20 protein-coding genes, 1 tRNA gene and 1 other RNA gene are annotated in these 23,496 nt (G+C 65.5%); 9 read left to right on the top strand and 13 right to left on the bottom strand.

What is annotated here, in order from left to right; translation table 11 throughout:
* Positions 1–139: 139 nt before the first annotated feature.
* Together Q4E25_RS01595 and Q4E25_RS01590 are read left to right on the top strand one after the other, a co-directional pair.
* Positions 140–1,279 (top strand): DUF2786 domain-containing protein, encoded by a 1,140-nt coding sequence (locus tag Q4E25_RS01595; protein ID WP_303153297.1) that lies wholly within the window; start codon positions 140–142, stop codon positions 1,277–1,279.
* Positions 1,280–1,507: 228 nt separating this feature from the next.
* The gene (locus Q4E25_RS01590) at positions 1,508–3,187 is read left to right on the top strand and encodes a CYTH and CHAD domain-containing protein (protein ID WP_303153296.1); all 1,680 of its coding nucleotides are present in this window, start codon (positions 1,508–1,510) and stop codon (positions 3,185–3,187) included.
* Between the two features lie 39 nt (positions 3,188–3,226).
* On the opposite strand, the gene Q4E25_RS01585 is transcribed toward Q4E25_RS01590, so the two are convergent.
* Positions 3,227–3,415: a hypothetical protein gene (locus Q4E25_RS01585; protein ID WP_303153294.1), complete on the bottom strand. Its 189-nt coding sequence runs from the start codon at positions 3,413–3,415 to the stop codon at positions 3,227–3,229.
* A gap of 283 nt (positions 3,416–3,698) precedes the next feature.
* Between Q4E25_RS01585 and Q4E25_RS01580 the strand changes: the two genes are divergently transcribed.
* Positions 3,699–4,973 carry a galactokinase family protein gene (locus Q4E25_RS01580; RefSeq protein ID WP_303153292.1) on the top strand — a complete coding sequence of 425 codons (1,275 nt, stop codon included), beginning with the start codon at positions 3,699–3,701 and terminating at the stop codon, positions 4,971–4,973.
* Between the two features lie 54 nt (positions 4,974–5,027).
* Here the strand turns inward: Q4E25_RS01580 and Q4E25_RS01575 are convergent, their stop codons facing one another.
* From Q4E25_RS01575 to Q4E25_RS01555, 5 genes are all read right to left on the bottom strand, one after another.
* On the bottom strand, positions 5,028–6,431 hold the full coding sequence (locus Q4E25_RS01575) for an RNB domain-containing ribonuclease (protein WP_303153290.1): 1,404 nt from the start codon (positions 6,429–6,431) through the stop codon (positions 5,028–5,030).
* A 133-nt stretch (positions 6,432–6,564) separates the two neighbouring features.
* Positions 6,565–6,979: RNase P RNA component class A (rnpB, locus tag Q4E25_RS01570), an RNA gene on the bottom strand.
* Positions 6,980–6,994: 15 nt separating this feature from the next.
* A complete protein-coding gene (locus Q4E25_RS01565) occupies positions 6,995–8,170 on the bottom strand; it encodes a bifunctional RNase H/acid phosphatase (protein WP_303153288.1) in 1,176 nt (391 codons plus the stop codon).
* Entirely contained in the window at positions 8,167–8,883 is a 717-nt protein-coding gene (locus tag Q4E25_RS01560) for a zinc ribbon domain-containing protein (protein ID WP_303153286.1), read from the bottom strand. Before Q4E25_RS01560 ends, Q4E25_RS01565 begins: the two co-directional genes overlap by 4 nt.
* A complete protein-coding gene (locus tag Q4E25_RS01555; protein WP_303153284.1) occupies positions 8,884–9,729 on the bottom strand; it encodes a Nif3-like dinuclear metal center hexameric protein in 846 nt (281 codons plus the stop codon).
* 186 nt (positions 9,730–9,915) lie between these two features.
* On the opposite strand from Q4E25_RS01555, the gene Q4E25_RS01550 reads away from it, so the two are divergent.
* The 3 genes from Q4E25_RS01550 to Q4E25_RS01540 are packed head-to-tail and all read left to right on the top strand — an operon-like array spanning position 9,916 to position 12,127.
* On the top strand, positions 9,916–10,407 hold the full coding sequence (locus tag Q4E25_RS01550; RefSeq protein ID WP_303153282.1) for a low molecular weight protein-tyrosine-phosphatase: 492 nt from the start codon (positions 9,916–9,918) through the stop codon (positions 10,405–10,407).
* A gap of 10 nt (positions 10,408–10,417) precedes the next feature.
* Entirely contained in the window at positions 10,418–11,443 is a 1,026-nt protein-coding gene (locus Q4E25_RS01545; RefSeq protein ID WP_303153281.1) for an SURF1 family protein, read from the top strand.
* Complete coding sequence (locus Q4E25_RS01540; protein WP_303153278.1) at positions 11,444–12,127, top strand: HAD hydrolase-like protein; 684 nt, start codon at positions 11,444–11,446, stop codon at positions 12,125–12,127.
* Positions 12,128–12,181: 54 nt separating this feature from the next.
* Here Q4E25_RS01540 and Q4E25_RS01535 read toward each other — a convergent pair.
* Positions 12,182–12,257: transfer RNA gene (locus Q4E25_RS01535), tRNA-Val, on the bottom strand.
* Positions 12,258–12,349: 92 nt separating this feature from the next.
* Positions 12,350–12,784: a DUF3052 domain-containing protein gene (locus tag Q4E25_RS01530; protein WP_303153275.1), complete on the bottom strand. Its 435-nt coding sequence runs from the start codon at positions 12,782–12,784 to the stop codon at positions 12,350–12,352.
* A 186-nt stretch (positions 12,785–12,970) separates the two neighbouring features.
* On the opposite strand from Q4E25_RS01530, the gene aceE reads away from it, so the two are divergent.
* Complete coding sequence (gene aceE / locus Q4E25_RS01525) at positions 12,971–15,727, top strand: pyruvate dehydrogenase (acetyl-transferring), homodimeric type (protein ID WP_303153272.1); 2,757 nt, start codon at positions 12,971–12,973, stop codon at positions 15,725–15,727.
* 29 nt (positions 15,728–15,756) lie between these two features.
* On the opposite strand, the gene Q4E25_RS01520 is transcribed toward aceE, so the two are convergent.
* On the bottom strand, positions 15,757–16,782 hold the full coding sequence (locus Q4E25_RS01520) for an alpha/beta fold hydrolase (protein WP_303153269.1): 1,026 nt from the start codon (positions 16,780–16,782) through the stop codon (positions 15,757–15,759).
* Positions 16,783–16,815: 33 nt separating this feature from the next.
* Between Q4E25_RS01520 and Q4E25_RS01515 the strand changes: the two genes are divergently transcribed.
* Entirely contained in the window at positions 16,816–17,139 is a 324-nt protein-coding gene (locus tag Q4E25_RS01515) for an acyl carrier protein (protein ID WP_303153266.1), read from the top strand.
* The gene (locus Q4E25_RS01510) at positions 17,136–17,912 is read left to right on the top strand and encodes an HAD-IIA family hydrolase (RefSeq protein WP_303153263.1); all 777 of its coding nucleotides are present in this window, start codon (positions 17,136–17,138) and stop codon (positions 17,910–17,912) included. The genes Q4E25_RS01515 and Q4E25_RS01510 overlap by 4 nt, the downstream gene beginning before the upstream one ends.
* Here the strand turns inward: Q4E25_RS01510 and Q4E25_RS01505 are convergent.
* The 4 genes from Q4E25_RS01505 to Q4E25_RS01490 form a co-directional block, all read right to left on the bottom strand.
* Entirely contained in the window at positions 17,909–18,160 is a 252-nt protein-coding gene (locus tag Q4E25_RS01505) for a hypothetical protein (RefSeq protein ID WP_303153260.1), read from the bottom strand. The genes Q4E25_RS01510 and Q4E25_RS01505 overlap by 4 nt on opposite strands.
* A 774-nt stretch (positions 18,161–18,934) precedes the next feature.
* A complete protein-coding gene (locus tag Q4E25_RS01500) occupies positions 18,935–19,735 on the bottom strand; it encodes a serine hydrolase (RefSeq protein ID WP_303153257.1) in 801 nt (266 codons plus the stop codon).
* 216 nt (positions 19,736–19,951) lie between these two features.
* On the bottom strand, positions 19,952–21,718 hold the full coding sequence (locus tag Q4E25_RS01495; protein WP_303153255.1) for a mechanosensitive ion channel family protein: 1,767 nt from the start codon (positions 21,716–21,718) through the stop codon (positions 19,952–19,954).
* Positions 21,719–21,774: 56 nt separating this feature from the next.
* Entirely contained in the window at positions 21,775–23,391 is a 1,617-nt protein-coding gene (locus Q4E25_RS01490; protein ID WP_303153253.1) for an ABC transporter substrate-binding protein, read from the bottom strand.
* Positions 23,392–23,496 lie beyond the last annotated feature (105 nt).

Genomic DNA, 23,496 nt, shown 5'->3' with positions numbered 1-23,496 from the left:
GACAGGGGTGGTTTATCCGCGCAGCTCAGCAGAGTATCGCGGGGTTAGCGGGCGGGGGCGAGCCGGCGCGTGTGTCCGCGGGGCGTGCTTAGATGGCAACACAACCGAACAGTTGTACGAAGCGAAAGGTTCCACGCCCATGACCCACTCCTACTCCAGCACCCACTCCAGCACCCACTCACAGACCCACCCACATTCTGGGCACCCTGAGCTTGAGGAGGCCACCATCGCAGCCATTGCCTCCGCCGCTCACCGCGGCTGGGCACCGGAGGACATCCTCCACATTGTGGGGAACTCCTGCCACCCCATCCTCTACCGCGCTGCCCTGCGGGTTCCCGCTCAGGTCAGCTCACCGCCGCTGCGCCGGCAATGGCTCAGCTTCGCCCCGCCACACTCGTGGTCCATGAGCCGTACGGAGCTCACCCATGCATTCGAACAGATTAGGCAGTTGCCGAGCATGCCTGACGCCGAGGTCCTGTGCGGTGACCGCCCTGCCTCCACCGCGGCTGCCACGCCCGGTGAGCGCAGCGCCGAGGAGCGCATCCGGCACAAGATTGCCACCCTTTTGCGCAAGGCGGAGTCCACCCAATTTGAGGATGAAGCCAGCGCGCTCATTGCCAAGGCTCAGTCCCTGCAGCACCGCTACCGCATCGAGGAGCTCGGCAACCACGGCGGTGCGGAACCTACCCGCATGGTGGCTCGCCGCGTTCATATCAGCGCTCCCTACATCAAGCACCAGGCCAGGTTGTGCGGCATCATTGCCTACTACAACGGGTGCACGTCACTGCTCCTGCACTCCAAGGGGATCGTGGCCGTGTTTGGCTCGCCCTCAGACACGGCCCACGTGCTCGACCTCTTTGAGTCCTTGAACCGGCAGTGCCACTGGTACATGCACAACAGCCAGCACAACGAGCACCCGGAGGTCTTCGGCAGCGTGGCGGCCTTCCGCCGCAGTTTCATCCTGGCCTACGCCGCGCGCATTGGGGAGCTGTTGCACGAGGCCACGCAGGCCTCCGCACAGGAAGCGGCCGCGGGGCACGATGGCAGCGCCGACTCTGAGCGCGCCGCCCTTGCCCTGGCCACGCGTTCGCTTGCCGCCTTGGATGAGCGCCAGGAGCAGGCTACCGCCACCCGCGATAGGCTCTTTCCTCATCTGGGAACCATGTCGCTATCCGCCAACAGTTGGGCGGGCATCGATGCGGGCACGGAAGCCGCCGAAAAGTCCCACCTCAGCGGGGATTCTGCCGGGCTGCGGGGCCGCGCGCAGCTCCCGCGCTAAAAGCGCCAGAAGCCGTACCTTGCGGGCCTAGGGCAGGTAGGCTTCTGTATAAACCTTCTGTATAAACAACGCATATAAGCATCGAACTGTGCCGCCTGGTTCCACGGATCAGAAACACCAGCTGGCGGATTCACCGATTCCGCCAGGGCTGTCCGTTTACCCAGCTGCACTGTTCTATCCGCACTGCTTTATCCGCACTGTCCGCAACTTCTTTTCAAAGGTGTGAATATGTCCACGAAGACGTTCCTGGAAGTCGAAGCTAAGTTTTCCGTTGCTCAATCCACTCAGCTGCCAGACCTCACGCGGCTGGACGAGGTTGATCACGTTGCGGAGACCCGCAAGCACTCGCTCTCAGCTATCTACTACGACACCGAGGATTTGCGCCTGACCCACGCCAAGATCACCCTGCGCCGCCGCTCTGGCGGCAACGATGACGGCTGGCACATCAAGATTCCGGGTGAGGCCGGCCGCACCGAGATCCACGCGGAGCTCGGCGAGCCCGTCGATGACCGCTACGAGGTCCCCGCTGAACTTCTGCGCCAGGTTCGCTCCGTTGTCCGCAACCTGCCGCTCGAGCCGATTGCACAGGTGGATAACGAGCGCACTGAGATGCTGCTGGCCAACGCCGAGGGTACCCCGGTGGCCGAGTTCTGCGATGACCACGTCACTGCCTTCTCCTTCCTGCCGGGCGGCACCCAGAGCACCTGGCGCGAGTGGGAGGTTGAACTGGCCGGTGAGCTTCCCGGCACGGAGGAAGGCTCCCAGTTCATCCGCCACGCCACTTCGCTGCTCATTGGCGCCGGCGCGCGGGTATCTTCCTCCCCCTCGAAGCTGAAGTCCGCGCTGGGTGAGTACATCAACAACGTGGCCCTGCCGCCGTCACTGGCAGTGCCCAACGTGGAGCCGGACTCCGCGGCGGCCGCGGTCATTGCCGCACTCAAGGCCAACCGCGACAAGATGGTTGACTACGACCCCCGCGTGCGCCGCGATGAGTGGGATTCCGTTCACCAGATGCGCGTAGCAACCCGTGAGCTGCGCAGCCACCTGCAGACCTTCCACGGCATCGTCGTGGGCCCCGAAATCGAGCGTATTGAGTCCGACCTCAAGCAGCTGGCCGGCATCCTCGGCGTGGCCCGTGACGCCGAAGTGGTTGAGGAGCGCTGGCAGTCCCTGCTGGCCTCCGAGGATTCCGACACCCTCGATGAGGCCACCCGCGAGCACATCGCCCACGACATGGGCCAGGCCTACCGCCGTGCTCACCGCCACGTCATCGCGGCCCTCGACTCCCCGCAGTACCTCGACCTGCTGGAGGCCATCGACAGCTTCCTGGCGGATCCGCCGGTTGCTGAGGAGCCCGCGGAGAAGCAGCAGGCTGACGCTGAGCCTCAAGCTGACGCGCAGGCAGAGGCGAAGCCCGAAGCTGAGCAGCACGACCTCGACACCGTCATGGCCCAGCACCTCAAGCAGGCCTATGACAAGCTGGTCAAGCGCCACAAGAAGGCCGTGCGCAACTGGGACAACCTGGAGCTGAGCCTCCACGAGCGCGAGGAGTACTTCCACGACATGCGCAAGGCCGCCAAGAAGCTGCGCTATGCAGCCGAGGCTGCCGGCTCCTCCACCTCGCTCAAGACCAAGAACCTCTACAAGGCCTGCAAGCAGATGCAGTCCGTACTGGGTGATTTCCAGGATTCGGTGACCTCGCGCGACAAGCTGCTGGAGCTGGCAGCAGCTGCCCGCCGCCGTGGGGAGGATACCTTCGGCTACGGCCTGCTCTACCAGCGCGAGCGCGCCATCGGCCTGGCGGCCCTGGATGATTACTCAACCAGCTTCCGCGAGATCAAGGCTGCGTTCAAACCCTTGAACAAGAAGCTGGCCCAAAAGGATAAGAAAGAAAAGAAGGAAAAGTAAGCGGACGCGAAAGCTCATACGAGGTAGAGCACGCCGCTTCTAGTACTCGTCTTCCGCGGCTTCCTCGGCATCGGCAGCAGCGTTGCGCTGTTGGGCAATCTCAATAGCGTGCGCTGCTTCTTCGCGGCTGGCGTACGGCCCCATACGGTTTTGCCAGCCGGACTTCTTGCCTTGGCTGACCTCGCCGGTGGCGGGATCGTAGAACCACTGCTCATCAGGATTGCTCATTGCAGGCTCCTTATTTTCTCTATTGTCTTTCCAAGTGATGTCACTGGCGTATCGGCTCTGTGCGCCGAATCAGTGTGCAAACTCAGTGCATCGACTCAGTCTCTTTACGGTCCTGGGTGATGTGCGCCGTGCCGCAGCAGGCGGCCGGCATGCCCAAGTGCACACCACACTACAGACGCCACCGCACACGCGCCCGCTAGACTGTGAAGGTCAATCCAGTATTCGCCCCTGTCCGCTGCGCCCGGCGCAGCGTTGACCACCGTGAACTAAGGAGCCCACCACGATGCCACTTTGGACCATGCCTGCACGCCCAGCCGCCGAGCGCGCCCGCGCCGCGCACCTGGACGCTGTTGGCATCGCCCCCACGCATGTCGCCTCCGCCCCGGCCACGTGGTCCGTCATCGGTGAGCACATCGATCACTACGGCGGCGTCACCATCATGGGCCTGGCCAGCCCCCGCGCCGCCGCGGCCATCAGCCCGCGTACCGACGGCGCCATCGCCGTCCACCTCATCGACTCCACCGGCCAGGCTAGCGAGGACAGCACTACGCTTGCCGAGCTCAGCGAACTTGCCGCAGCGCAATCCCCCGGCGTGGACTCCGAAGGCCAGCCCATCCTCCCGCCGGCACCGCAGGGCACCATCGCGGTGCGCCTGGGCGGAATCATCCATACCTTGATCAACCGCCAGATGCTCTCCCGTGAGACCGCCGGCATGGACATCACCGTGGTCAACGACATCCCGGACAACGCGGGCCTGGGCGCGCTTTCTGCCGCCGATGTGGCCACCGCCCTGGCCTTGCTAGGTGAGGCCGACGATCTCAACGAAGCCCCCATGCGCGCCCGCGTGGCCGATGTCTGCTCCCAGGCCGTGCGCACCTTCGCCGCCCATCCCCCGCTGCGCGCCCGTCACTCCGCAGCACTGCGCGGCGCCGGCGAGACCATCACCATCATCGACTATGCCGACGGCTCCGTCACCCAGGCCCCGCACGCGGTAAACAAGGAGCTCGCCGCCTTCGCCGTGGCCGTGCCCGGCGAGTTCGACGCCAGCGAGGCCATCACCGATATCCGTCAGCGCGAGCGCTTCATCGACGATGCCTGTCACGCCTTTGGCACCGAGTCGCTGCGCCTGCTGCCTGACGCCTCCCCGCGCGTCATCGACTGGCTCACCGCCGTGCACAAGGTCTACGGCCCGGAGAACCAGCCCACCATCCAGGACGCCTCCGCGTGGCTGGCCTTCTACGGCCACGAAACCGAGCGCGCGAAGGATCTCGCCCGCGCACTGCGCTCCCGCCGCGGCGCCGATCTCTTCCCGCTGCTCAACCAGTCGCACTCGGCGCTCTCCACCATGTACGGTTTCGCCAGCGCCGATAAGCTCGTTCAGCTGGCCTCCCTGCGCGGCGCCGTGGCCGCGCGCGCGGCCCACGCCGGTACCGCCCACGCGATGATCGCCTACGTGCCCGCCGCCTCCGCCGAGAACTTCGCTGCGGATCTCAGCGCCGAGGGGCTGCTCATCGTCCCGCTGGACGCCGGCGAGACCGCATCCCTGGACAATGCCTAGACAAAGCTTTCCCAGTCAGCGACTAAGCCGCCAGGCTAAGCCACCAGAGCGGTGCTAATCTGCCGGCCAGGCAAAGAGAACCTCGCGTTCCTCCACGTCCGCCTTGATGAGGGAGACAGCGGTCTTAATCCCCGTCGCCGGGCTGCCCACTGCCTGCGTCATGACCGGCGGCTCCAGGACAAACAGCCTGGCCGTGGGGCGCTCGGGGCGCCCGTCGAGCACAATGGCGTCGTAGTTCGTGCCCACCCAGGGCTCCAGCACGGTGGCCTCGGTGAGGTTGAGGCAGGCCTTGTCCACCCGGGAGGCGAGCTGGCCGCTGGAGCGCATGGTGCCCAGCACCTGCTCGATGTTGGCGCGCACCCACTCCGGCACCGAGTAGCCACCGACGAGCGCCAGGCACACCTCGATGGCAAAGCGGTCCACCAGCCTGCGCAGCGGAGCCGTGACGTGCGAATAATAGCCGCCGATGCCCGCGTGCACCTCCGCGGGGGAATCCTCCAGCCACACGTAATCCGCCCCGCGCAGCAAACGCTGAGCCTCTCGCATCACCGCCATGCCGCGCGGCGAGTCCGCGTCCACGCTGAGCAGGAACTCGCTGATATCCATCTCCCCCAGATCAAAGCCCAGGGCGCGGGCACCGGCGCGAAACTCCTTGTCAGATTCCGGGGTCGCCGCAGCGAGCGTGCGCAGGACTCCAACCCCGTGGCGCTGCATGAGCTGGCCGGCGCACATGCCCGTCATCAAAGAGATCTCGGAGTTGAAGTCCATCACCTCGTGGCGTGGCTCGGAGACCAACTCGTAGTGCTGCTCGGGATCCCCCTCAACCTCCTGCACGCGCTGGGAGGGGATGCGCAAGGAGATAGCATGGCGGCGCAGCGAGGAGGCCTGGCGCAGCCTGCCCACCTCCGGCAGCAGCGCAATCGAGGAGTGCAGCTGGCCGCGCTCCATATCGGCGTGCACGCTGTCATAGTCCAGCTGCGCACGCGAGCGCACTAGGGCCCGCTGCAGGGTGAAGTCCTCCACCTCACCGCGTGAGTCGAGCTGGAATGTCCACAGCACCGCTGGCCTGTCGACGCCCTCCAGCAAGGACGCCCGATCCTCCGAGAGCTCCTGGGGGTGCAGGCGGGCGGGTTCATCGGGCAGGTAGATTGTCTGGCCGCGCTGCAGGGATTCGCGCTCTACCTCGCCGCCCGGCGCGATAAAGGCTGCAACGTCGGCGATGGCGTAGTGCACCAGGTAGCCGCCGTCGCGAGCCTCGATGCACACCGCCTGGTCCAGGTCCATGGACCCGGCCGGGTCGATGGTCACTAGGGGAATCGCGCGGGCGTCGACGCGCGAGGCGGCGTAGCGATCCTGGGCGCGCAGCGCCTCCTCGGTCACGGCGGCGGGAAACTCCCGAGTGATGGAAAACTCCTCGGCGATGACATCAAAATCCAGGGGCGCGGCATACAGCTTCATACCGCGCCATTGTTCCAGCTTTGTGCGGGCGAGGGGCCGCGTGCGCCCGCGGTGCGGGAAAGCAGACCCGTGGTCGTCGAAAAGCAGGCCAACGCTCGTATCCCCGCCTGCCCTGAGCGCGCAAGAAAAAGGGCGAATGAGTCAACCTATAAGCCGGATTCTGTCGAAGGGTAAACATCCATCTAGACCAACCGTTGCCAGCTGGTTCAAGCGGCTACCTTCAGGCTTCGGCGAGCAGCCTACCCGCGCCTGATCAAGCCCGCCACAAGGGCCGGCCATGATGCCTTGCTCCCGGTGGGGTTTACCCAGCCATCGCCATCGCTGACGATGCTGGTGCGCTCTTAACGCACCCTTTCACCCTTACCGCACCACAACGCGCCGAAGCGCGCCGAAGCGCGGCGGTCTACTTTCTGTTGCACTTGCCCGCGGGTCACCCCGGGTTGCCGTTAGCAACCACCGTGCTCTGTGGAGTCCGGACTTTCCTCGTCCCGCGCCTGGCCTTAGAAAAGGCTGGTTCGCTACAAAGACGCGTTTACCCGGTCGGCTCATTCGCGAGCTTTAGTTTAGCTCAGGGCCCCCAAATGCCCCACATCGTTGAATCGGCGCAGCACGCTGCCCTGCTCCCAGAACTCCATCTCCGTGATCGAGGCCAAATCCAGGAACAGCCGGTTGAAGGTCACCGGGCCGGCATCCAGCGCCTGGCGCACGAAGGACTTGATGGGGTTGACGTGGGTGACCACGGCGATGGTTTTGCCCGTGTAGCGCGCCTGCAGATCCTGGCGGGCTGCGCGCACCCGGCGGTGCAGCGCCTGCAGCGACTCCCCGCCCGGGCAGGCCACGGAGGTATCCTCCAGCCACTGGCTGTGCAGATCCGGGTAGGCGCTGTGTGCCTCGTCGAAGGTCTTGCCCTCCCAGAGGCCAAAGTCCAGCTCGATGAGGTCCGCACGGGTTTCCACGTCGATGTCGCGGCCGTTGGCCACTGCCGCAGCTGTTTCCTGGCAGCGCCGCAGCGGGGAGCTGAGAATCGCGTCGAATTCCACCCCGGCCAGCGCCTGGGCGGCAGCGAGCGCCTGGCGGTGCCCCACCTCACTGAGGCTGGGATCCGAGTGGCCCGAGTACTGCTTGGCCGCGGACATCGGCGTTTGGCCGTGGCGCAGGAGGAAGATGCGGGTCACCGCGCCGGAATCCTCCACCCACTCTGAGGGCGCGGAGACGGCAGCGGTGTTGGCCTCGGGCCGCGCAGCTTCGCTCTCTTCGGATTTTTCCGGCTTCTCTGGCGTTTTTGGCTCCTTCGGATCCTCGCCGCGGCACACGATGCCCACGGGCTCGCCCTTGGCGGCGGCGTCCATGGCCACGTTGGAAAGCGCATCGGCCACCTTGTTCTGCGCGCGCGGCACCCAGCTGAGCTCAAAGACGTCGAGCCGATCGATGAGCGCGCGGGCCTTGAGCGCTAGCTCCTTCATGTCCGGGTGCTTGATCTTCCAGCGCCCGTTCATCTGCTCCACCACGAGCTTGGAGTCCATGTAGAACTCCACCTCGCTCGCGCCCAACTCCAGCGCTGCCTCCAGCCCGCGCAGCAGGCCGTGATACTCGGCAACGTTGTTGGTGGACTTCGTGCCCACCACGTAGGCGATCTCCTTGAGCAGCGTCTTGCGGTCAGCCGTGTACACGGCGGTGCCGGAGCCGGCTATGCCGGGGTTGCCGCGGGAGCCGCCGTCCGCAAAGATGACGAGCTTCATGAAGCCTGCCGCACCAGGTAAGAGCCGCAATCGCCGCACTGCGGGAGCTCGTCGGCCGGGGCGTTGCGCACGGCGTTCTGCTCAGCCGGCGGCAGCACCATGAAGCAGCCGCCGCAGGCGCGGCCGTTGAACTTGGCAGCGCCCACACCGTTTTCGGTGCGCATGCGGTCATACTCGGCCAGCACGTCTGCGGGAAGTTGTTCGCGCAGCTGCCCAATGCGCACCTCGGGGGATTCCTGGTTCTCCGCGGACTCCACGGCGGCCTGTGCCGCGCGGGCCAGCACCTCGAGTTGACGCTCAGACTCGGAGACCCGCGCGCCGTGCACGTCGCGGTTGGAGCGCAGCGCGTGGATTTCGTTGTGTGCCTCCTGCAGCTCCGACATCAGATCCGCGATGCGGGACTTCGCGGCGTAGAGATCGTGCTCCAGATCGCGGCGCTGCTCGATATCCGTGGCAGCACCCAGTTGGGCTTTATCGTCACGCTCGCGCTTGCGCAGCTTGCGCTCGTCGGCCTGGATGCGCAGGATCTCCAGCTCCATATCGTCCACGGCGAGTTGGGCGGCACTGGCGGCGTCGACAAGCCGGGCATGCTTGGCCTGCGCCGCCTCATACTCCTCCTGCTCCGGCACCACCTGGGGGCCGCCGGCGTCCTGGGCACGCTGCAGGTTGGCCAGTTCCAGAAGAACGGGTTGCAGTTGCTGAGTCAGTTTCATTTAGTTCTCCTTATGCGCTGAGATTGTCCACGGATCTGTACGCAAATCAATGATGTGGGTTTCCACGCCCACTGCGTGCTCCACAATATCGCGCGCCTGACTGGTCCACGGAAACTCGCTGGCCCAGTGGGCGGTGTCCACCACCGCCGGCCCACCGGCACGCAGGTGCTCATCCACCGGGTGATGGCGCAGGTCAGAGGTGACGTACACGTCCACGTCGAGGGCCGAGGCAGCCTCCAGGAAGGAATCCCCCGAGCCGCTGGAGACCGCCACGCGCTTGACGATGCCCTCCGGATCCCCCGTGGCGCGCACACCCCACTCCGTGTCCGGCAGGGCGTTGGCCACCTGCTGGGTGAACTCGCGCAGCGTCATCGGCTCCGGCAGCTCGCCCACCCGGCCCAGGCCCAGGGCGGTCTCCAGCTCCTCGTAGGGCTCCACCGGCACGATGGGCCGGCCGGCGGTGATGCCCACCAGCTCCGCCAGGCGGTCGTTGACCCCGGGGCGGGCCTTATCGGCGTTGGTGTGGGCGGCCAGCAGCGCCACCCCGCCGGTAATCAGCGTGTGGATCACCTTGCCCTTGGGGGTATCGGCCGCCACCGAGGTCACCCCGCGCAGCAAGAGCGGGTGGTGAACCACCAGCATGTCCACGCCCAACTCCACGGCGCGCTCGGCCACCTGCTGGGTGCAATCCAGGGCGAAGGCCACCGAGCGCACCGGCGCCGCCGGGTCCCCGCAGACCAGCCCCACGGCGTCCCACTTCTCCGCCAGGTGCGGTGGATAGGCCTCGTGGAGGATCTGGCGCACCGCGCCAACAGTGGTGGCATCGCCAGAGGTTGTGTCAGCCATGTGTGGACTCCCTTTGTGCTCGTTTCGTGTCTTTCGCGCTGCTGCTATATCCTAGCTTTCGTTCTAGACACGCTCTATTCCCTCTCCCTCCTCTCCCTAGCCGTGATCACGAGCCCTCGCAGAGAGCCCCTGATCAGTAGCCCCAAGCAATCGCTCTGACCACTTCATTGAAAGGGACACGCAGCCTTGACGCCTCCACGCACGCCCTCCATGCTCCACCTCGTGTTTGTGTGCACTGGCAATATCTGCCGCTCCCCCATGGCGGAGATCATCACCCGCGACGCGATGGAAACCGACATGCTGGACCTCGTCGCCCATACTTCCTCCTGCGGCCTCGGCGGCTGGCACGTGGGCCAAAGCGCCGACGCGCGAGCGATTGCCGAGCTGCGCCGCGGCGGGCATGACGGCGCCTCCCACCGCGCGGCCCAGCTGGGCGGGGAGCACATGGACGCCGATCTCTTCATCGCCATGGATAACAGCCACCGCGAGGCCCTCATCGAGCGCGGCGTTTCCCCGGAGAAGGTGCGCCTCATGCGCAGCTTCGACCCCAACGCCCCTGAGGGCGCGGACGTCGAGGACCCCTACTACGGCACCGAGGAGGACTTCACCCGGGTGCGCAAGGAGATTGAGGCTGCGGTCCCCGGCCTGCTCGATTGGATTCGCGAGCAGCGCGACTAGACTGAGCACCATGCTCAAGACGTTCCTCAAACCTGGATGGGTGCTCATGCTCATCTTCGTGGCCGCCTTTTCCTATGCCTGCTTCACCGTGTTGTCACCGTGGCAGCTGGGAAAAGACGCGCAGATTGTGGAGCGCAACCACCTCATCGAAGAGGCCTATTCTGCCGAGCCCCAGCCCCAGGAGGATATCCTCAACCCCGATGGCTCCATCCGCGGCGGCGAGTGGGCCCGGGTGAGCCTTACCGGCCACTACCTGCCGGATAAGGAGGTGCTGCTGCGTCTGCGCCCGGTGGGCTCTGCACCCGGCTTCCAGTCCCTGGTGCCTTTCCAGACGGAGTCCGGCCTGACCATGCTGGTCAACCGCGGCTGGGTGCCTACCGACGAAGGCAACACCGTGCCGGAGATCGAGCCGGCGCCGGACAAGGAGACCACCATCGTGGGCATGGTGCGCGTCAACGAGCCGGAGAATTCCAAGAAGCCCATCACTGAGCAGGGCTACCAGCAGGTCTACTCCATTAATACTGAGCAGCTAGGCTCTCTGACCGGCACGGAGCTGGGCGCCGACTACGTGCAGCTCTCCCCAGATCAGCCCGGCGAGCTCAACGCCCTGCCGGTCCCGCAGCTCGACCGCGGCAACCACCTCTCCTACGGCTATCAGTGGATCGCCTTCGGCGTGATGGCGCCGCTGGGCTTCGCCTACTTTGTGTGGGCGGAGATCCGCGAGCGTCGCCGCGCCCGCGAAGAGGAGGAGCTGCTTGCCCACGCCGAGCGGGAGATGGCCGGCTCCGGCCCGGATCCAGAGGGCCCCGACGCCGATTCCGGCAAGAATTCCGGCGATGAATCCAGCACAGAAGCTGCGGATTCTGCTCAGTCTGCGGGTTCTGCGGGTTCTGCGGATACTGATACGTCTTCCGATGCCGCGCTGGGTGCTGCCGCTTCTGCCCCGGCACCGAACCGCCGCGCCCGCTCGCGCTACGGCGATTCCAAGCCGGACTTCTACGAGAAGTTCCGCACCCGTGGCCAGGAGCGCTTCTAGATGATTCTCTTCATCGACGTCGATGGCACCATCATCGATTCCTACCCCGGCATCGCCGAGTGCGCCCGCCGTACCTTCGCTGAGATGGGCCACCCCATCCCCGATGAGGCCACGCTGCGCACCTTCCCCGGCCCACCCCTGCGGGAGAACCTGATCACCCACGGCATCCCGCCGGCGGAGCTCGACCGCGCGGAGAAGATCTACCGCGGCTACTACCGGGACTTCGGCTGGCGCATGGCGCAGCTCTTTGCAGGCTGGGCGCGCGCCTTGCCGGCATGGAAGGCCGCCGGCTACACGCTGTGCACCGCCACAAGCAAGGACCAAAGCGTGGCCACGCGCATGCTCGAGCGCCTCGGTGTGGCCGAGTACTTCGATTACATCGGCGGGGCTGACGACGCCCACGGCACCCGCCCCACCAAGCGCCACGTCATCGAGTGGGTGCTCGATGAGATGAACCTGCGCGGACGAGAATCCGAGATCCTCATGATCGGCGACCGCAGCCACGACACCGAGGGCGCGCACGCCCTGGGCATGAAGGCCGCCCTGGTGGGCTGGGGCCACGGCACGCAGGCGGAGTTCGACGCCGCTGACTTCTTCGCCCCGGACTTTCCAGCGCTGGACAAGATTGTGGCGCGCTGGGGCTCTACACCGACCTCTACACCGATTCAGCATCCCCGCGGCTGATAAACCTACAGTCCCCCTCCTAGTCTCTCACGAGCCAAGAGGGGGACTGTTTTGTGGTGCGGCCTGAGGGGATCGAACCCCCGACCTACTGGGTGTAAACCAGTTGCTCTTCCAGCTGAGCTAAAGCCGCGCGGCGCTTCAAGCGCTTGAATCAGGTTAGCCTAAAGCGCGCTGTGTTCCAAATTTCTTAGCGGGGCGGGCGCATGCGCCCGCGGGATAGGGCTACTTCTTGGTGTAGCCGCGGGCCACCAGGCAGGAGCCCTGCCACTCACCGAGGCGGTCGGCCTTGGTCTGCACGAGGCCAGCCAGCTGAGCGGACTCTGAAATCTCACCCGGCGCCAGGTTGCCCGGCTTGCCAGCGCCCGGGGTCAGCAGCCAAATGCTGCCGTTGCCGCCGAGGGGACGGGATGCGTCAACAAGCCCGTCCACCAAGTCGCCGTCCTCAGCGCGCCACCACAGGACAACGACGTCACAGAGCTCGTCGGTTTCTTCCTCGAGGAAGTCCTCCCCGAGAATATCCTCGATGGACTCCGAGATGGCGGGATCACAGTCCTCGTCCCAGCCAAGCTCAAGGGCAATCTGTCCTTCCTTGATTCCCAGCTTGGCCGCGGCGTCCACCGCAGGGTGAGTTCCTTCCGAATGGGTCGTAAACGTCATGACTCGAATCATAATGCCCAGCGCGTGTAATTTCGCGCCAATGTGGCTAGTTTCTTACGTATTCGGCGTAAAGAAATTGATAATACGCTGCCGAAAGCTTCCGCGGGGGCAGCATGCTTAACACGGGTGCACGCAGACGCGTATTCTGTAGAGCAAACTGTGTTAAATCCCAACGAGGAGGTTTCTATGGCCGACTTGGACGCCGTAAAGGGTGACTCCAACTTCCCAATCGTCCGCGACGGTGTCGCATCGTATCTGCACGATAGTGACCCAGAAGAGACCCGCGAGTGGATGGATTCCCTCGATGGGCTGCTGGACAACTCTGATCCGGAGCGCGCCCGCTACCTGATGCTGCGCCTCTTGGAGCGCGCCACCGCCAAGCGCGTTCCGCTTCCCTCGTTGACCTCCACTGACTTTGTCAACACCATCCCCACCTCCATGGAGCCGGAGTTCCCCGGTGACGAGGAGCTGGAGAAGCGCTACCGCCGCTGGATCCGCTGGAACGCCGCCATCATGGTGCACCGCGCGCAGCGCCCGGGCATCGGCGTGGGCGGCCACATCTCCACCTACGCCGGTGCGGCCCCGCTCTACGAGGTCGGCCTCAACCACTTCTTCAAGGGCAAGGATGATCCCTCCGGTGGTGACCAGATCTTCTTCCAGGGCCACGCCTCCCCGGGCATGTACGCCCGCGCCTACATGGAAGGCCGCCTCACCGAGGAAGACCTCGACGGCTTCCGCCAGGAGCACTCCCGCGGCGAGGGCAAGGGCCTTCCCTCCTACCCGCACCCGCGCCTGATGCCGGACTTCTGGGAGTTCCCCACCGTGTCCATGGGCATTGGCCCGATGAACGCCATCTACCAGGCTCGCTTCAACAAGTACCTGGAGACCCGCGGTATTAAGGACACCTCCAAGCAGCACGTGTGGGCCTTCCTCGGTGACGGCGAGATGGACGAGCCCGAATCCCGCGGCCTGCTGCAGATGGCAGCGCTCTACGGCCTGGACAACCTCACCTTCGTCATCAACTGCAACCTGCAGCGTCTCGACGGCCCCGTGCGCGGCAACACCCAGATCATCCAGGAGCTGGAGTCCTTCTTCCGCGGCGCTGGCTGGTCCGTTATCAAGATCGTGTGGGGCCGCGGCTGGGACAAGCTGCTGGAGAAGGACACCGAGGGTGCCCTGGTCAACATCATGAACACCACCTCCGACGGTGACTACCAGACCTTCAAGGCCAACGACGGCGCCTACGTCCGCGAGCACTTCTTCGGCCGCGACGAGCGCACGCTCAAGCTGGTGGAGGACATGAGCGATGACGAGATCTGGGCACTGCGCCGCGGCGGCCACGACTACCGCAAGATCTACGCCGCCTACGCCAAGGCACTGAGCTACGCCGGCACCGGCCGCCCGACCGTCATCCTGGCCCACACCATTAAGGGCTACGGCCTGGGCCACAACTTCGAGGGCCGCAACGCTACCCACCAGATGAAGAAGCTGACCCTGGAGGACCTCAAGCTCTTCCGCGATAAGCAGGGCATCCCGATCTCCGACGAAGTCCTCGAGGCCGATCCTTACCTGCCGCCCTACTACCACCCGGGCAACGACGCTCCCGAGATCAAGTACATGCTCGAGCGCCGCAACGAGCTCGGCGGCTTCCTGCCGGAGCGCCGCGAGAAGTTCGAGCCGCTGGTGGCACCGGATGTGGCCAAGCTGCGCTCCGTGCGCAAGGGTTCGGGCAAGCAGAACGTGGCCACCACCATGGCCCTGGTGCGCACCTTCAAGGAGATCATGCGCGATAAGGAGCTGGGCAAGCGCGTTGTGCCGATCATTCCGGATGAAGCCCGCACCTTTGGCATGGACTCCTGGTTCCCCACCCTGAAGATCTGGAACCCGCGCGGCCAGAACTACGTGCCGGTGGACCACGACCTCATGCTCAGCTACCGCGAGGCTACCGACGGCCAAATCCTCCACGAGGGCATTTCTGAGGCCGGCGCAACCGCCTCCTTCACCGCGGCGGCGACCTCCTACGCCACCCACGGCGAGCCAATGATCCCGCTGTACATCTTCTACTCGATGTTCGGTTTCCAGCGCACCGGTGACTCCTTCTGGGCAGCCGCCGACCAGCTGGGCCGCGGCTTCATCATCGGCGCCACCGCGGGCCGCACCACCCTGACCGGCGAGGGCCTGCAGCACATGGACGGCCACTCCCCGATCCTGGCTTCCACCAACCCGGCCGTCGAGGCCTACGATCCCGCCTTTGGCTACGAGATCGCCCACCTCGTCCCGCGCGGTATCGAGCGCATGTACGGCGAGAACTCCGAGCCCATCATGTACTACATCACCGTGTACAACGAGCCGGTGCGCCAGCCTGCCGAGCCGGAGAACCTCGACGTCGAGGGCCTGCACAAGGGCATCTACCACTACAACACGGCGGAGTCCGGCTCCATCCCGGCCAATATCCTGGCCTCCGGCGTGGGTGTCTACCAGGCTCTGCGCGCGCAGGAGATCCTGGCTGAGGACTACGACGTCAAGGCTTCTGTGTTCTCCGTGACCTCCTGGGTCAAGCTGGCTCGCGACGGCGCCGCCCGCCAGAAGGAGGCCCTGCGCAAGGGTGGGGTGGCCACAGAGGCCTTCGCTACCTCCCAGCTCAAGGGCCACGAGGGACCGTTCGTGGCGGTCTCCGACTTCGCCACCGACCTGCAGGAGCAGATCCGCCCCTACGTTCCGGGCACCTACATCACCCTGGGTGCGGACGGCTTCGGCTTCTCCGATACCCGCGAGGGCGCGCGCCGCTTCTTCAACATCGACGCCGAATCCATCGTCGTCGCTGTGCTGGACGGCCTGGCCCGCGAGGGCAAGGTTGAGCGCTCCGTGGTCGAGGAGGCAGCTGCCAAACTCGCCCTCGATGACCCGACGCAGACCACCGCCGCCTCCGAGGACGAGGACTAAGATTCAGCCTCAGCCTCTGGGGAGGGCGTCTAGCCCTCCCCCTCCAGCACGCGCTTCAGCACCCGGCCGATGGCCTGGCTGACTTCCTCCGGCTCCTCCAGGATCACCATGTGGCCGGCGGATTCCACCGTGCTCAGCATCGCACCCGGCCAGTGCTTGACGAGGAGTTGCGACTGCGAGAGCGGGGTGACGATGTCCATGTCCCCCACCACGACCTCGCCCGGGATGGAGCGCAGACGGGCTGCCGCCCCGAACTCCGAGTGGCGTTGCAGATCATCAAAGAATCCGGTGTAGCTGGACAGCGGGGTATCCAGCAGCATCGCCACGTGGAATTGCAGCTTGTCCATCTGCGGAAAGCCCTGCAGCAACGCGGCAAAGACCGGCGCGCACACCGAGGCAAACTCAAAGCGCACCCGGTCCATGCGCTCGGGCAGGCGCAGGCACAGCTCGTAGATCCAGCCCATGGTGCGCGAGTGCAGGATCTTGGCAAAGCCGCGGGCGGCGAAGCGGCGCATCGAGGAGGAGATGATCACCGCGCCTGCCATTCGCGTAGCCACATCCCTCCTGGCCCTCCGAATCACGTTGAGGGCTACCATCCCGCCGAGCGAGTGGCCCACGATGACCAGCGGACCCTGCGGGGCGCGGGCGTCGATGGCGCGGAGGACGTCGTCAGCCGCCGCGGAGATGGTGCAGCGCGCAGGCGGGACCTCACTGGATTGGCCGTGCCCACGCAGATCCACCAGCAGGCAGCGAGCCTGGGGGAAGTTCTCCCGCACAAAGTTGGCCTGGGAGTAGAAACTCTCCGACGACAGGCTGTAGCCGTGCACGAAGACCACGGTGACCTCGGCGGTCTCGGCTGGGGCGCCGCACTCGTACCAGGCGATGCGCACGCCGTCGTTGTCCACGAAACCGCTGGCGCGTAGGTTGGTCAGCCCGGGCTCGGTGTGGGCGTCGTGCAGCCGGGAGTGGACGTCGCGCTCCATGGCGCGCACCGTCGGGCGCAGCCGCCGGCCCCAGCTGCGCGCGATGATGGAGGAACGTTGACGAATAACCATGGCCTACTCATAGTAGGCACTATGCTGGAGGCCATGGCTAATGACCTCTCCGCACAGCTCCAGGCCCGCTTCGGCAACGCTTCGCCCACGTCCAAGGAAAATGCGGCGAAGGAGGATGCGGCAGGTGATACCTACGGCCAGATTGTTCGACTCATCGCTACAGCCACCGGCGGCGACAAAGACGCCGACATCGAGCGCGACATGCGCCTGGAGGATCTCGGCGTGGAATCGCTGGAGCGCATCGAGCTGGCCATTCGCATTGAAGAGACCTGCGGGGTGCGCCTCAACGAGGCCGCGATGGACTCCCTGCACACCGTGGGTGACCTTGTCTCATTTGTAGAGGAGAAGCAAGAGTGATTTCTTACCTGTCTGACATGGACGGCGTACTCATCCGCGAGGGCGAGATGGTCCCGGGCGCCGATGCCTTCATCAAGGCGCTGCTGGATAACGAGATCGAGTTCATGGTGCTGACCAACAACTCGATGTCCACCCCGCGGGATCTCTCCGCGCGCCTGCACAACACCGGGCTGGACATCCCGCCGGAGCGCATCTGGACCTCGGCCACGGCCACCGCGGCCTTCCTCGCCGGCCAGGAGGGCTCGAGCACCGCGTACGTGGTGGGTGAATCCGGGCTGACCACCGCGCTGCACGAGGCAGGCTGGATCCTCACGGAGACCGACGCCGAATTCGTGGTGCTGGGTGAGACGCGCACCTATTCTTTTGAGGCCATCACCACCGCCATCAACCTCATCCGCAACGGCGCGCGCTTCATCGCCACCAACCCGGACGTCACCGGCCCGGCCCCCAGCGGCGTGCTGCCGGCCACGGGCGCGGTGGCTGCCCTCATCACGACCGCGACTGGCCAAGAGCCTTACTACGTGGGCAAGCCCAACCCGGTGATGATGCGCAGCGCGCTGAACAACATTGGCGCTCACTCGGAAAACACCGTCATGATCGGTGACCGCATGGACACCGACGTCAAGTCCGGGCTCGAGGCGGGCCTGCGGACCATCCTCGTGCGCAGCGGTATCAGCAACGACTCCGACATCGCCGCCTACCCCTACCGCCCCACCAAGGTGGTTGACTCGGTGGCAGACATTGCGAAGAACGTCCTCGATCCCTTCGCCTAACGCACGCTGTCGACGCTCGCCTGAAATCCGTACTCGGCGGCCAGGACGCCCAAGGCCCTCTCGAAGGCCTCGAGTTCCTCCGGCGTGCCGGTGATGACCTGGTGGCAGCCGATTCCGGGCGCGCTGATAAACGCCCCGACCACGGCGTCCCAGACGGCGTCGCGGTGCCAGCGCGTGCACCACTGGGCGGTGAGGGGATCATCCCCGGGCACGATGAACTCTGACTCGCTGCGGATGCAACGCGCCATGGCATGCTCAACTGCTGGGCGCACGCGGCGGGGCATTCCCGCGACGGTGAGCACAGCTGTACGCACGTGCCCGGTCATGCGGCCCGGCCACGTGTCAGCCCCGGCTGCCTCCACACATGGGCTCCCGATATGAGGGCCTCCGTGCGGCTTGGCGGCCTCCGCGGCTGGCTGAACGCGTGGATTCACTCCGTTTCTCCTTTTGACGTGGTGACGGCGCCAGCGCGAATGCTGACACAAGACGAGCTTCGTCTTCCCCAACGAACTGTCTGTTGTGTCTCCGGGCGTCTCAAAGATGTGACGTCAAGAATCCGGCACCCACGTGGTGGGTGCGATGCTGCGATTCTCCCCCGTTGACACGCGTCCCTTCAACCCTTAACAGTCACTTCAACCCCCGTTTGCTCAACCTTAGCTTGAGACTTATCCCCAGGTGAGGGCCATTTTTTGCCACATCTTTAACATGCGCCCCACGAGCATTCACGCGCCACATCTAGCGCGGGGCTACCTCCTCCCCCATCTTCCCCAGCTGTGCGCGGCGCTTACCAGCGCTGGCCGACGCCCCAGACCGCCCACCTCCCACCGCGCGCCACCATGGCTTGCGGAGCTTGGGCCCGCTCGAGGCGCAGGAGCCCAGCGCTCACTCATGGCGTAAATTTCAAAAGTCTAGCCCTGGACTGCACTTCTAGGGCTAAATTTATGAACCCTGCCGGGCACGGGCGCCCAAGCCGATGCCGAGTAGGTACCGCGCTGTAGCTCGCGAGCTTTAGCCGGCGAGCTTTAGCTGGCAAGCTCCTTCCAAATGCGCGTGTTGGTCTCGGCCCACAGGGGCTTGGCCCAGTCGCCGAAATCGTGATCGGTCAGGGCCACCATGGCCCAGTCCCCAGCGAGCCACAGGTAGGTGCCGGACATGCCAAAGTGCCCCACGGTCTGCGCGGGCAGCCCGCCCATCCAGTGCTCCTTATCCCCACGGATCTCAAAGCCCAGGCCCCACGTGCAGTCCTTGAAGGGGCCGTAGCCCGGCACGATGCCGCGCAGCCCCGGGAACTGCACCGTGCGCATCTCCTGCACCGTGGAGGGATCAAGTAGCTGCGGGTGGTCGACCTCCGCGGCAAAGGCGGCGAGGTCCTCCACGGTGGAGATAAGGCCGTGGCCGGCCGAGCCCTCCAGGCGCGTGGCATTCATGCCCAGCGGCGCGCACACGCCCTCGCTCAAGTACTCGGCAAAGGGCATCTCGGTGGCGCGCTCTACCACCTCGGCGGCCCACTCGTAGCCGGCCGAGGAGTAGATGCGGCGCTGCCCCACGGGCTTCTGGGGCCTGCGGCTATCGAAGCCCACGCCAGAGGCATGGGCTAGGAGGTGGCGCAGCGTGGAGCCCTCCGGGCCGGCGGGCTGATCCAGCTCCACGGCGCCTTCCTCCACGGCCATCATCACGGCGTAGGCCACCACCAGCTTGGTCACTGAGGCCACGGGGAATTCGCGGCGCATCTCGCCTGCTTCTTCCACCACCTCGCCGCGGTGCAGCAGCGCCGCACCGAGGTGCTCGACGGGCCAGGTACTCAGGGGAGATAAAACGCTCATACCTCCCACAGTAGCTGGCCTCGTGCTGCCCAAGCCTCCGCACCACGCCACCCCCGCGCTTTACCCCCGAAATCCGCTCGCAGGGCCACAGTCTCTAACGCCAGCCGCGGCTAGGGCGATATGACAACTGTGACGCCTTCCCCTTGCGTTACTTTCCCTATCACTCACTACTGGCCCGTACGGCGTTGTTGCGTACGGGCCAGTAGTCGTTTTCCGTTAGCCAGCGTCCTGCGGAACCACCTGCCCAGCAGTGGCCTGCCCGGTGGGCTCCTGGGGCTCCTGCGTGGAGCCCGGCGCGTTCTGCGTCGGAGTTGAGCCGGCGTCCTCGGTCTCAGTGCTGCGCCAGTCATCGCGATCGTGACGGTCGCGGCGCTCGGTGGTGGTCGCCTCCCCGCCGCCGTTCTGCCCGGCGGAATCCGGGGCCTCCGTGCCGGTGGGCTCGGTGGTGGCCGTGGGCTCAGCGGGCGCGGTCTCCTCGGGTGCATCAGTAGCCGGAGCGCTCGGCTCTGCCGAGGCCTGGTGGGAGGGTGCTTCACTGCTCGGTGCACCGGGTGCCTTAGACCAGTGCGCCGGGGAGAGCCAGCCGGCGTCGACCCCATCAGGGTTGGCCGAGGCCAAGATCAGCAGGATCACCGCGCCAAGGCCGGCAAAGAGGCCCGTCGTGGAGGCGCGCACGCGCCCACCCATGGTCCAGAAGGCATCCCACTTGCTCTCCGGGGTATCCGCGCGCCAGATGCCGCGGGTGGTGTCTTCCTCGTCCTCCTGCTCAGACTCCGCGGCCACGGCGGAATCAGCAGGCTTGCCCGGGCCGTCATCCTTGCCGGTGACCGCCGCGCGCTCGAATTGCTCGGTCTCCCCGGCCTCCTCGGCGTTCTCCGCGGCCTCAGGCTCCTTACGGGCTGGGGCCGCGAATACCTCCGTCTCGGCTGCGTCGGTATCTGCCTCAGTGTCCGCGGCGGTATCTGCAGCGGCGGTGCCAGCCACGGCGTCCTCAGCCAAGGCAGAGACCTCAGCGGCGCCAGTGTCGGAGGCCCCGGTATTGGACTCGGTGTTGGAGGCCTCGGTGTGGGTGTGCGGCGGGGCGGAGGGGACGTCGCCAAGCAGGGCGTGCGGGGCGGCCGCCTGTCCAAAGCCGCTGATGTCGGTGCTCAGGTTGTAGTGATCCCAGAACGCCGTGATGAGAGCGGAGCGGATGGCGCGCTCCACCGCCCACTGGCGGGCCGGGTTGACCTCCACCAGGACGCGGTACTTGACCTGCCAGGGCTGGCCGGCCACCGTCGGGGCCACGATGCCCGTGGCGGGCAGGACCTCCAGCTCGCCGACGACGTCGCTGGCAATCGCGGCATCATGCAACGCCTCCAAAGAAATCCGCTTGACGCGGTTGGAGATATCCGGGAGGGTCTCGCCCTCGTGCACCGGAATCTCGATGTCCACCACCGCACGGGACCAATCCTGGGAGAAGTTGGTCACCACGCCGGCCGAGCCGTTGGGCACCATAACCACCTCGCCGGTAGGGGTCCTTACCTTGGTGGTGCGCAGCGTCAGCGAGACCACGGTGCCCTCAATGCCGGCGACGCCATCGAAACTCACGTAGTCACCCACTCCGAACTGCTTTTCCGAAAGGATGAAGAAGCCGGCCAGGAAGTCACCAATGATGCTCTGCGCGCCAAAACCTACGGCGGCCGAAATCACCGTCGCCGGGATGGCCGCACCCAGCGGGGGCACGCCGATGTTGGACAACGCGGCGATGATGATGAGGAAGTAGGCCACGGCCTGGAACACGTAGATCAGCGCACCAGCCAGCGCCAAGCGGGCCTTGGTGGATTCCTCTTTCTCATCGAGGCGGGACTCAATGATCCGCACAGCCATGCGTCCCACGCGGGGCACCAGAATGGCTGTCAGGAGCAATCCCGTCAGGGGCAAGCCGTGGTCCACCACGACCTCCCACAATCTGAAGAAGTAGTGCTCTAAATATCCCTGCATGATGCACCAGTTTAATAAGTGCGTCTGGGCCTACCGTGAGAATTTTCGGTGAATAACTAGTTAGTCGCCGACGTGGTCTCTTCTGCACGCTGCACGGCGAAGAAATCCGGCTTGGACTTCCAGCCGAAGGGCTCCACCTTCATGTCAGGCCCATAGGCTCCCAGCGCGTTCGGCACCCACAGCGGGATCGCCGGCATGACCTCCAGGAGCAGATCCTGCGCCTCGGTGACGTAACGGTCATGCTCCGCGCGACTTTCCGCCTGGGCAGCGCGGTGGATGAGCTCGTTGAACTCAGCATTGTTGTAGCCGGATTCATTGGCCACGGAATTGGAGCCAAACAGCGGGGCCAAGAAAGTGAGATCACTGGGGTAATTAGCCTGCCAAGAGGTGCGGAAGGGGCCCTTGATGCGGCGGGTGGTGACCTCATCGCGCAGGTCCTTGAAGGTGTCAAAGGGCTGGCCCTTGGCCTCAATGCCGAGGTTCTGGGAAAGCTGCGCGCACACCGCGTCGATCCACTCCCTGTGACTGCCGTCGCTGTTGTAGGCCACCAGCAGCGGCCCCTCAAAGGGTGACACGGATTCGGCCTCCTCCCACAGCTCACGGGCCCTGACCGGGTTGAACTCCACAAACTCGGTGGAGCTAGGCTGCACCGGCGGGCGGCCGTCGATGGAGGCCACGTAGCCCTTGAGAGGGGTGACCGTGCCGTGGAAGACCTCCTCGGCGATGCGCTCGCGGTCAATGGCCATGGACAGTGCCTTGCGGCGCAGCAGGCCGGCCTCGCCCTGGAAGTTGGCGGCGTTGGCGGGGATGGTCAGCTCGTTGACCAGGGCCGCCGGGGAGTTGATGGCGCGCTCGCCCAGGTCCTTTTCAAAACTATCCAGCCTGCTGGAGGGCACGTGGACCAGAACGTCGAGCTGGCCGGCGAGGAGATCGTCGTAGGCTGCGTCCTCGTCCGGGTAAACCACGAACTTCAGGCCCTCGTTCTGCGCCTCGCGCGGTCCGCGGTAGTTGGGATTGGGTACCAACATGAGGTACTCGTTGTGCTTCCACTCCCGCAGCGTATAAGGGCCAGCGCCGATAGGATTGGTGCCCCGCTCCTCCAGGTTCTCCCTGTCCTCGGAGCGCATGGCAAAGAAGGAGGAATCCCCCAGCCGCTGGATGAAGTCCGGGGTGGGGCGCGAGAGCTCGATGGTGAAGGTTTTCTCCCCCGTCACGGTCAGCCCACGCATGGTCTCGCGGCCCTCGCTGTAGCCCAGGATGGGGTCGAAGTGATGGGAGGCAAGCATGGACTGGCTCACCGCGGTATTCCACGTGTCCACGAAGTCCTCGGCACGCACGGGGCTGCCATCGCTGAAGACGGCGTCCTCGCGGATGAGCACCTGGTAAGTGGTGGCATCGACCTGCGTGACCGACTCTGCGAGATCTTCGCGTGGCTTCCCCTGCCGGTCGAGGTACATCAAGCCGGAGTAGATGAGGTTGATGACGGTGGCTCCTGGCACGTCGTTGGAATCCGCCGGTATGAGCAGGCTCTGCGGTTCCGAAGTGTCAGTGGTGATGAAGTCCACTTCACTTTCCGCCTCGGAGCTGCCCACCCACGCGCAGCTGGCGGCCCCACACGCCACTGCCAGCACCATGACGATGCCCAGCAGCCGACGAATGAGCCCTTGGGTCATCGGTCTAACCTTCCTCTACACAGCCTGTGTCCTGCATGCAATCCTGTAGCACGCACACACGCTAGTAGTACTCTATATCAACCGATCGGTTGAGAGCGCCTCATC

The sequence above is a fragment of the Corynebacterium sp. genome (genome assembly GCF_030532325.1).
In the GTDB taxonomy this organism is placed as follows: Bacteria; Actinomycetota; Actinomycetes; order Mycobacteriales; family Mycobacteriaceae; genus Corynebacterium.
This window is presented reverse-complemented; position numbering and strand designations above follow the sequence as displayed.

Bases quoted from the DNA above. Each gene is read 5' to 3' on its own strand.
- Q4E25_RS01530 (WP_303153275.1), bottom strand. From the start codon at position 12,784: ATGACGTTTACGACCCATTCGGAAGGAACTCACCCTGCGGTGGACGCC.
- Q4E25_RS01575 (WP_303153290.1), bottom strand. From the start codon at position 6,431: ATGAAGCTGTATGCCGCGCCCCTGGATTTTGATGTCATCGCCGAGGAG.
- Q4E25_RS01585 (WP_303153294.1), bottom strand. From the start codon at position 3,415: ATGAGCAATCCTGATGAGCAGTGGTTCTACGATCCCGCCACCGGCGAG.
- Q4E25_RS01490 (WP_303153253.1), bottom strand. From the start codon at position 23,391: ATGACCCAAGGGCTCATTCGTCGGCTGCTGGGCATCGTCATGGTGCTG.
- Q4E25_RS01595 (WP_303153297.1), top strand. From the start codon at position 140: ATGACCCACTCCTACTCCAGCACCCACTCCAGCACCCACTCACAGACC.
- Q4E25_RS01580 (WP_303153292.1), top strand. From the start codon at position 3,699: ATGCCACTTTGGACCATGCCTGCACGCCCAGCCGCCGAGCGCGCCCGC.
- Q4E25_RS01590 (WP_303153296.1), top strand. From the start codon at position 1,508: ATGTCCACGAAGACGTTCCTGGAAGTCGAAGCTAAGTTTTCCGTTGCT.
- Q4E25_RS01515 (WP_303153266.1), top strand. From the start codon at position 16,816: ATGGCTAATGACCTCTCCGCACAGCTCCAGGCCCGCTTCGGCAACGCT.
- Q4E25_RS01495 (WP_303153255.1), bottom strand. From the start codon at position 21,718: ATGCAGGGATATTTAGAGCACTACTTCTTCAGATTGTGGGAGGTCGTG.
- Q4E25_RS01540 (WP_303153278.1), top strand. From the start codon at position 11,444: ATGATTCTCTTCATCGACGTCGATGGCACCATCATCGATTCCTACCCC.
- Q4E25_RS01555 (WP_303153284.1), bottom strand. From the start codon at position 9,729: ATGGCTGACACAACCTCTGGCGATGCCACCACTGTTGGCGCGGTGCGC.
- aceE (WP_303153272.1), top strand. From the start codon at position 12,971: ATGGCCGACTTGGACGCCGTAAAGGGTGACTCCAACTTCCCAATCGTC.
- Q4E25_RS01545 (WP_303153281.1), top strand. From the start codon at position 10,418: ATGCTCAAGACGTTCCTCAAACCTGGATGGGTGCTCATGCTCATCTTC.
- Q4E25_RS01560 (WP_303153286.1), bottom strand. From the start codon at position 8,883: ATGAAACTGACTCAGCAACTGCAACCCGTTCTTCTGGAACTGGCCAAC.
- Q4E25_RS01505 (WP_303153260.1), bottom strand. From the start codon at position 18,160: ATGGCGCGTTGCATCCGCAGCGAGTCAGAGTTCATCGTGCCCGGGGAT.
- Q4E25_RS01500 (WP_303153257.1), bottom strand. From the start codon at position 19,735: ATGAGCGTTTTATCTCCCCTGAGTACCTGGCCCGTCGAGCACCTCGGT.
- Q4E25_RS01565 (WP_303153288.1), bottom strand. From the start codon at position 8,170: ATGAAGCTCGTCATCTTTGCGGACGGCGGCTCCCGCGGCAACCCCGGC.
- Q4E25_RS01520 (WP_303153269.1), bottom strand. From the start codon at position 16,782: ATGGTTATTCGTCAACGTTCCTCCATCATCGCGCGCAGCTGGGGCCGG.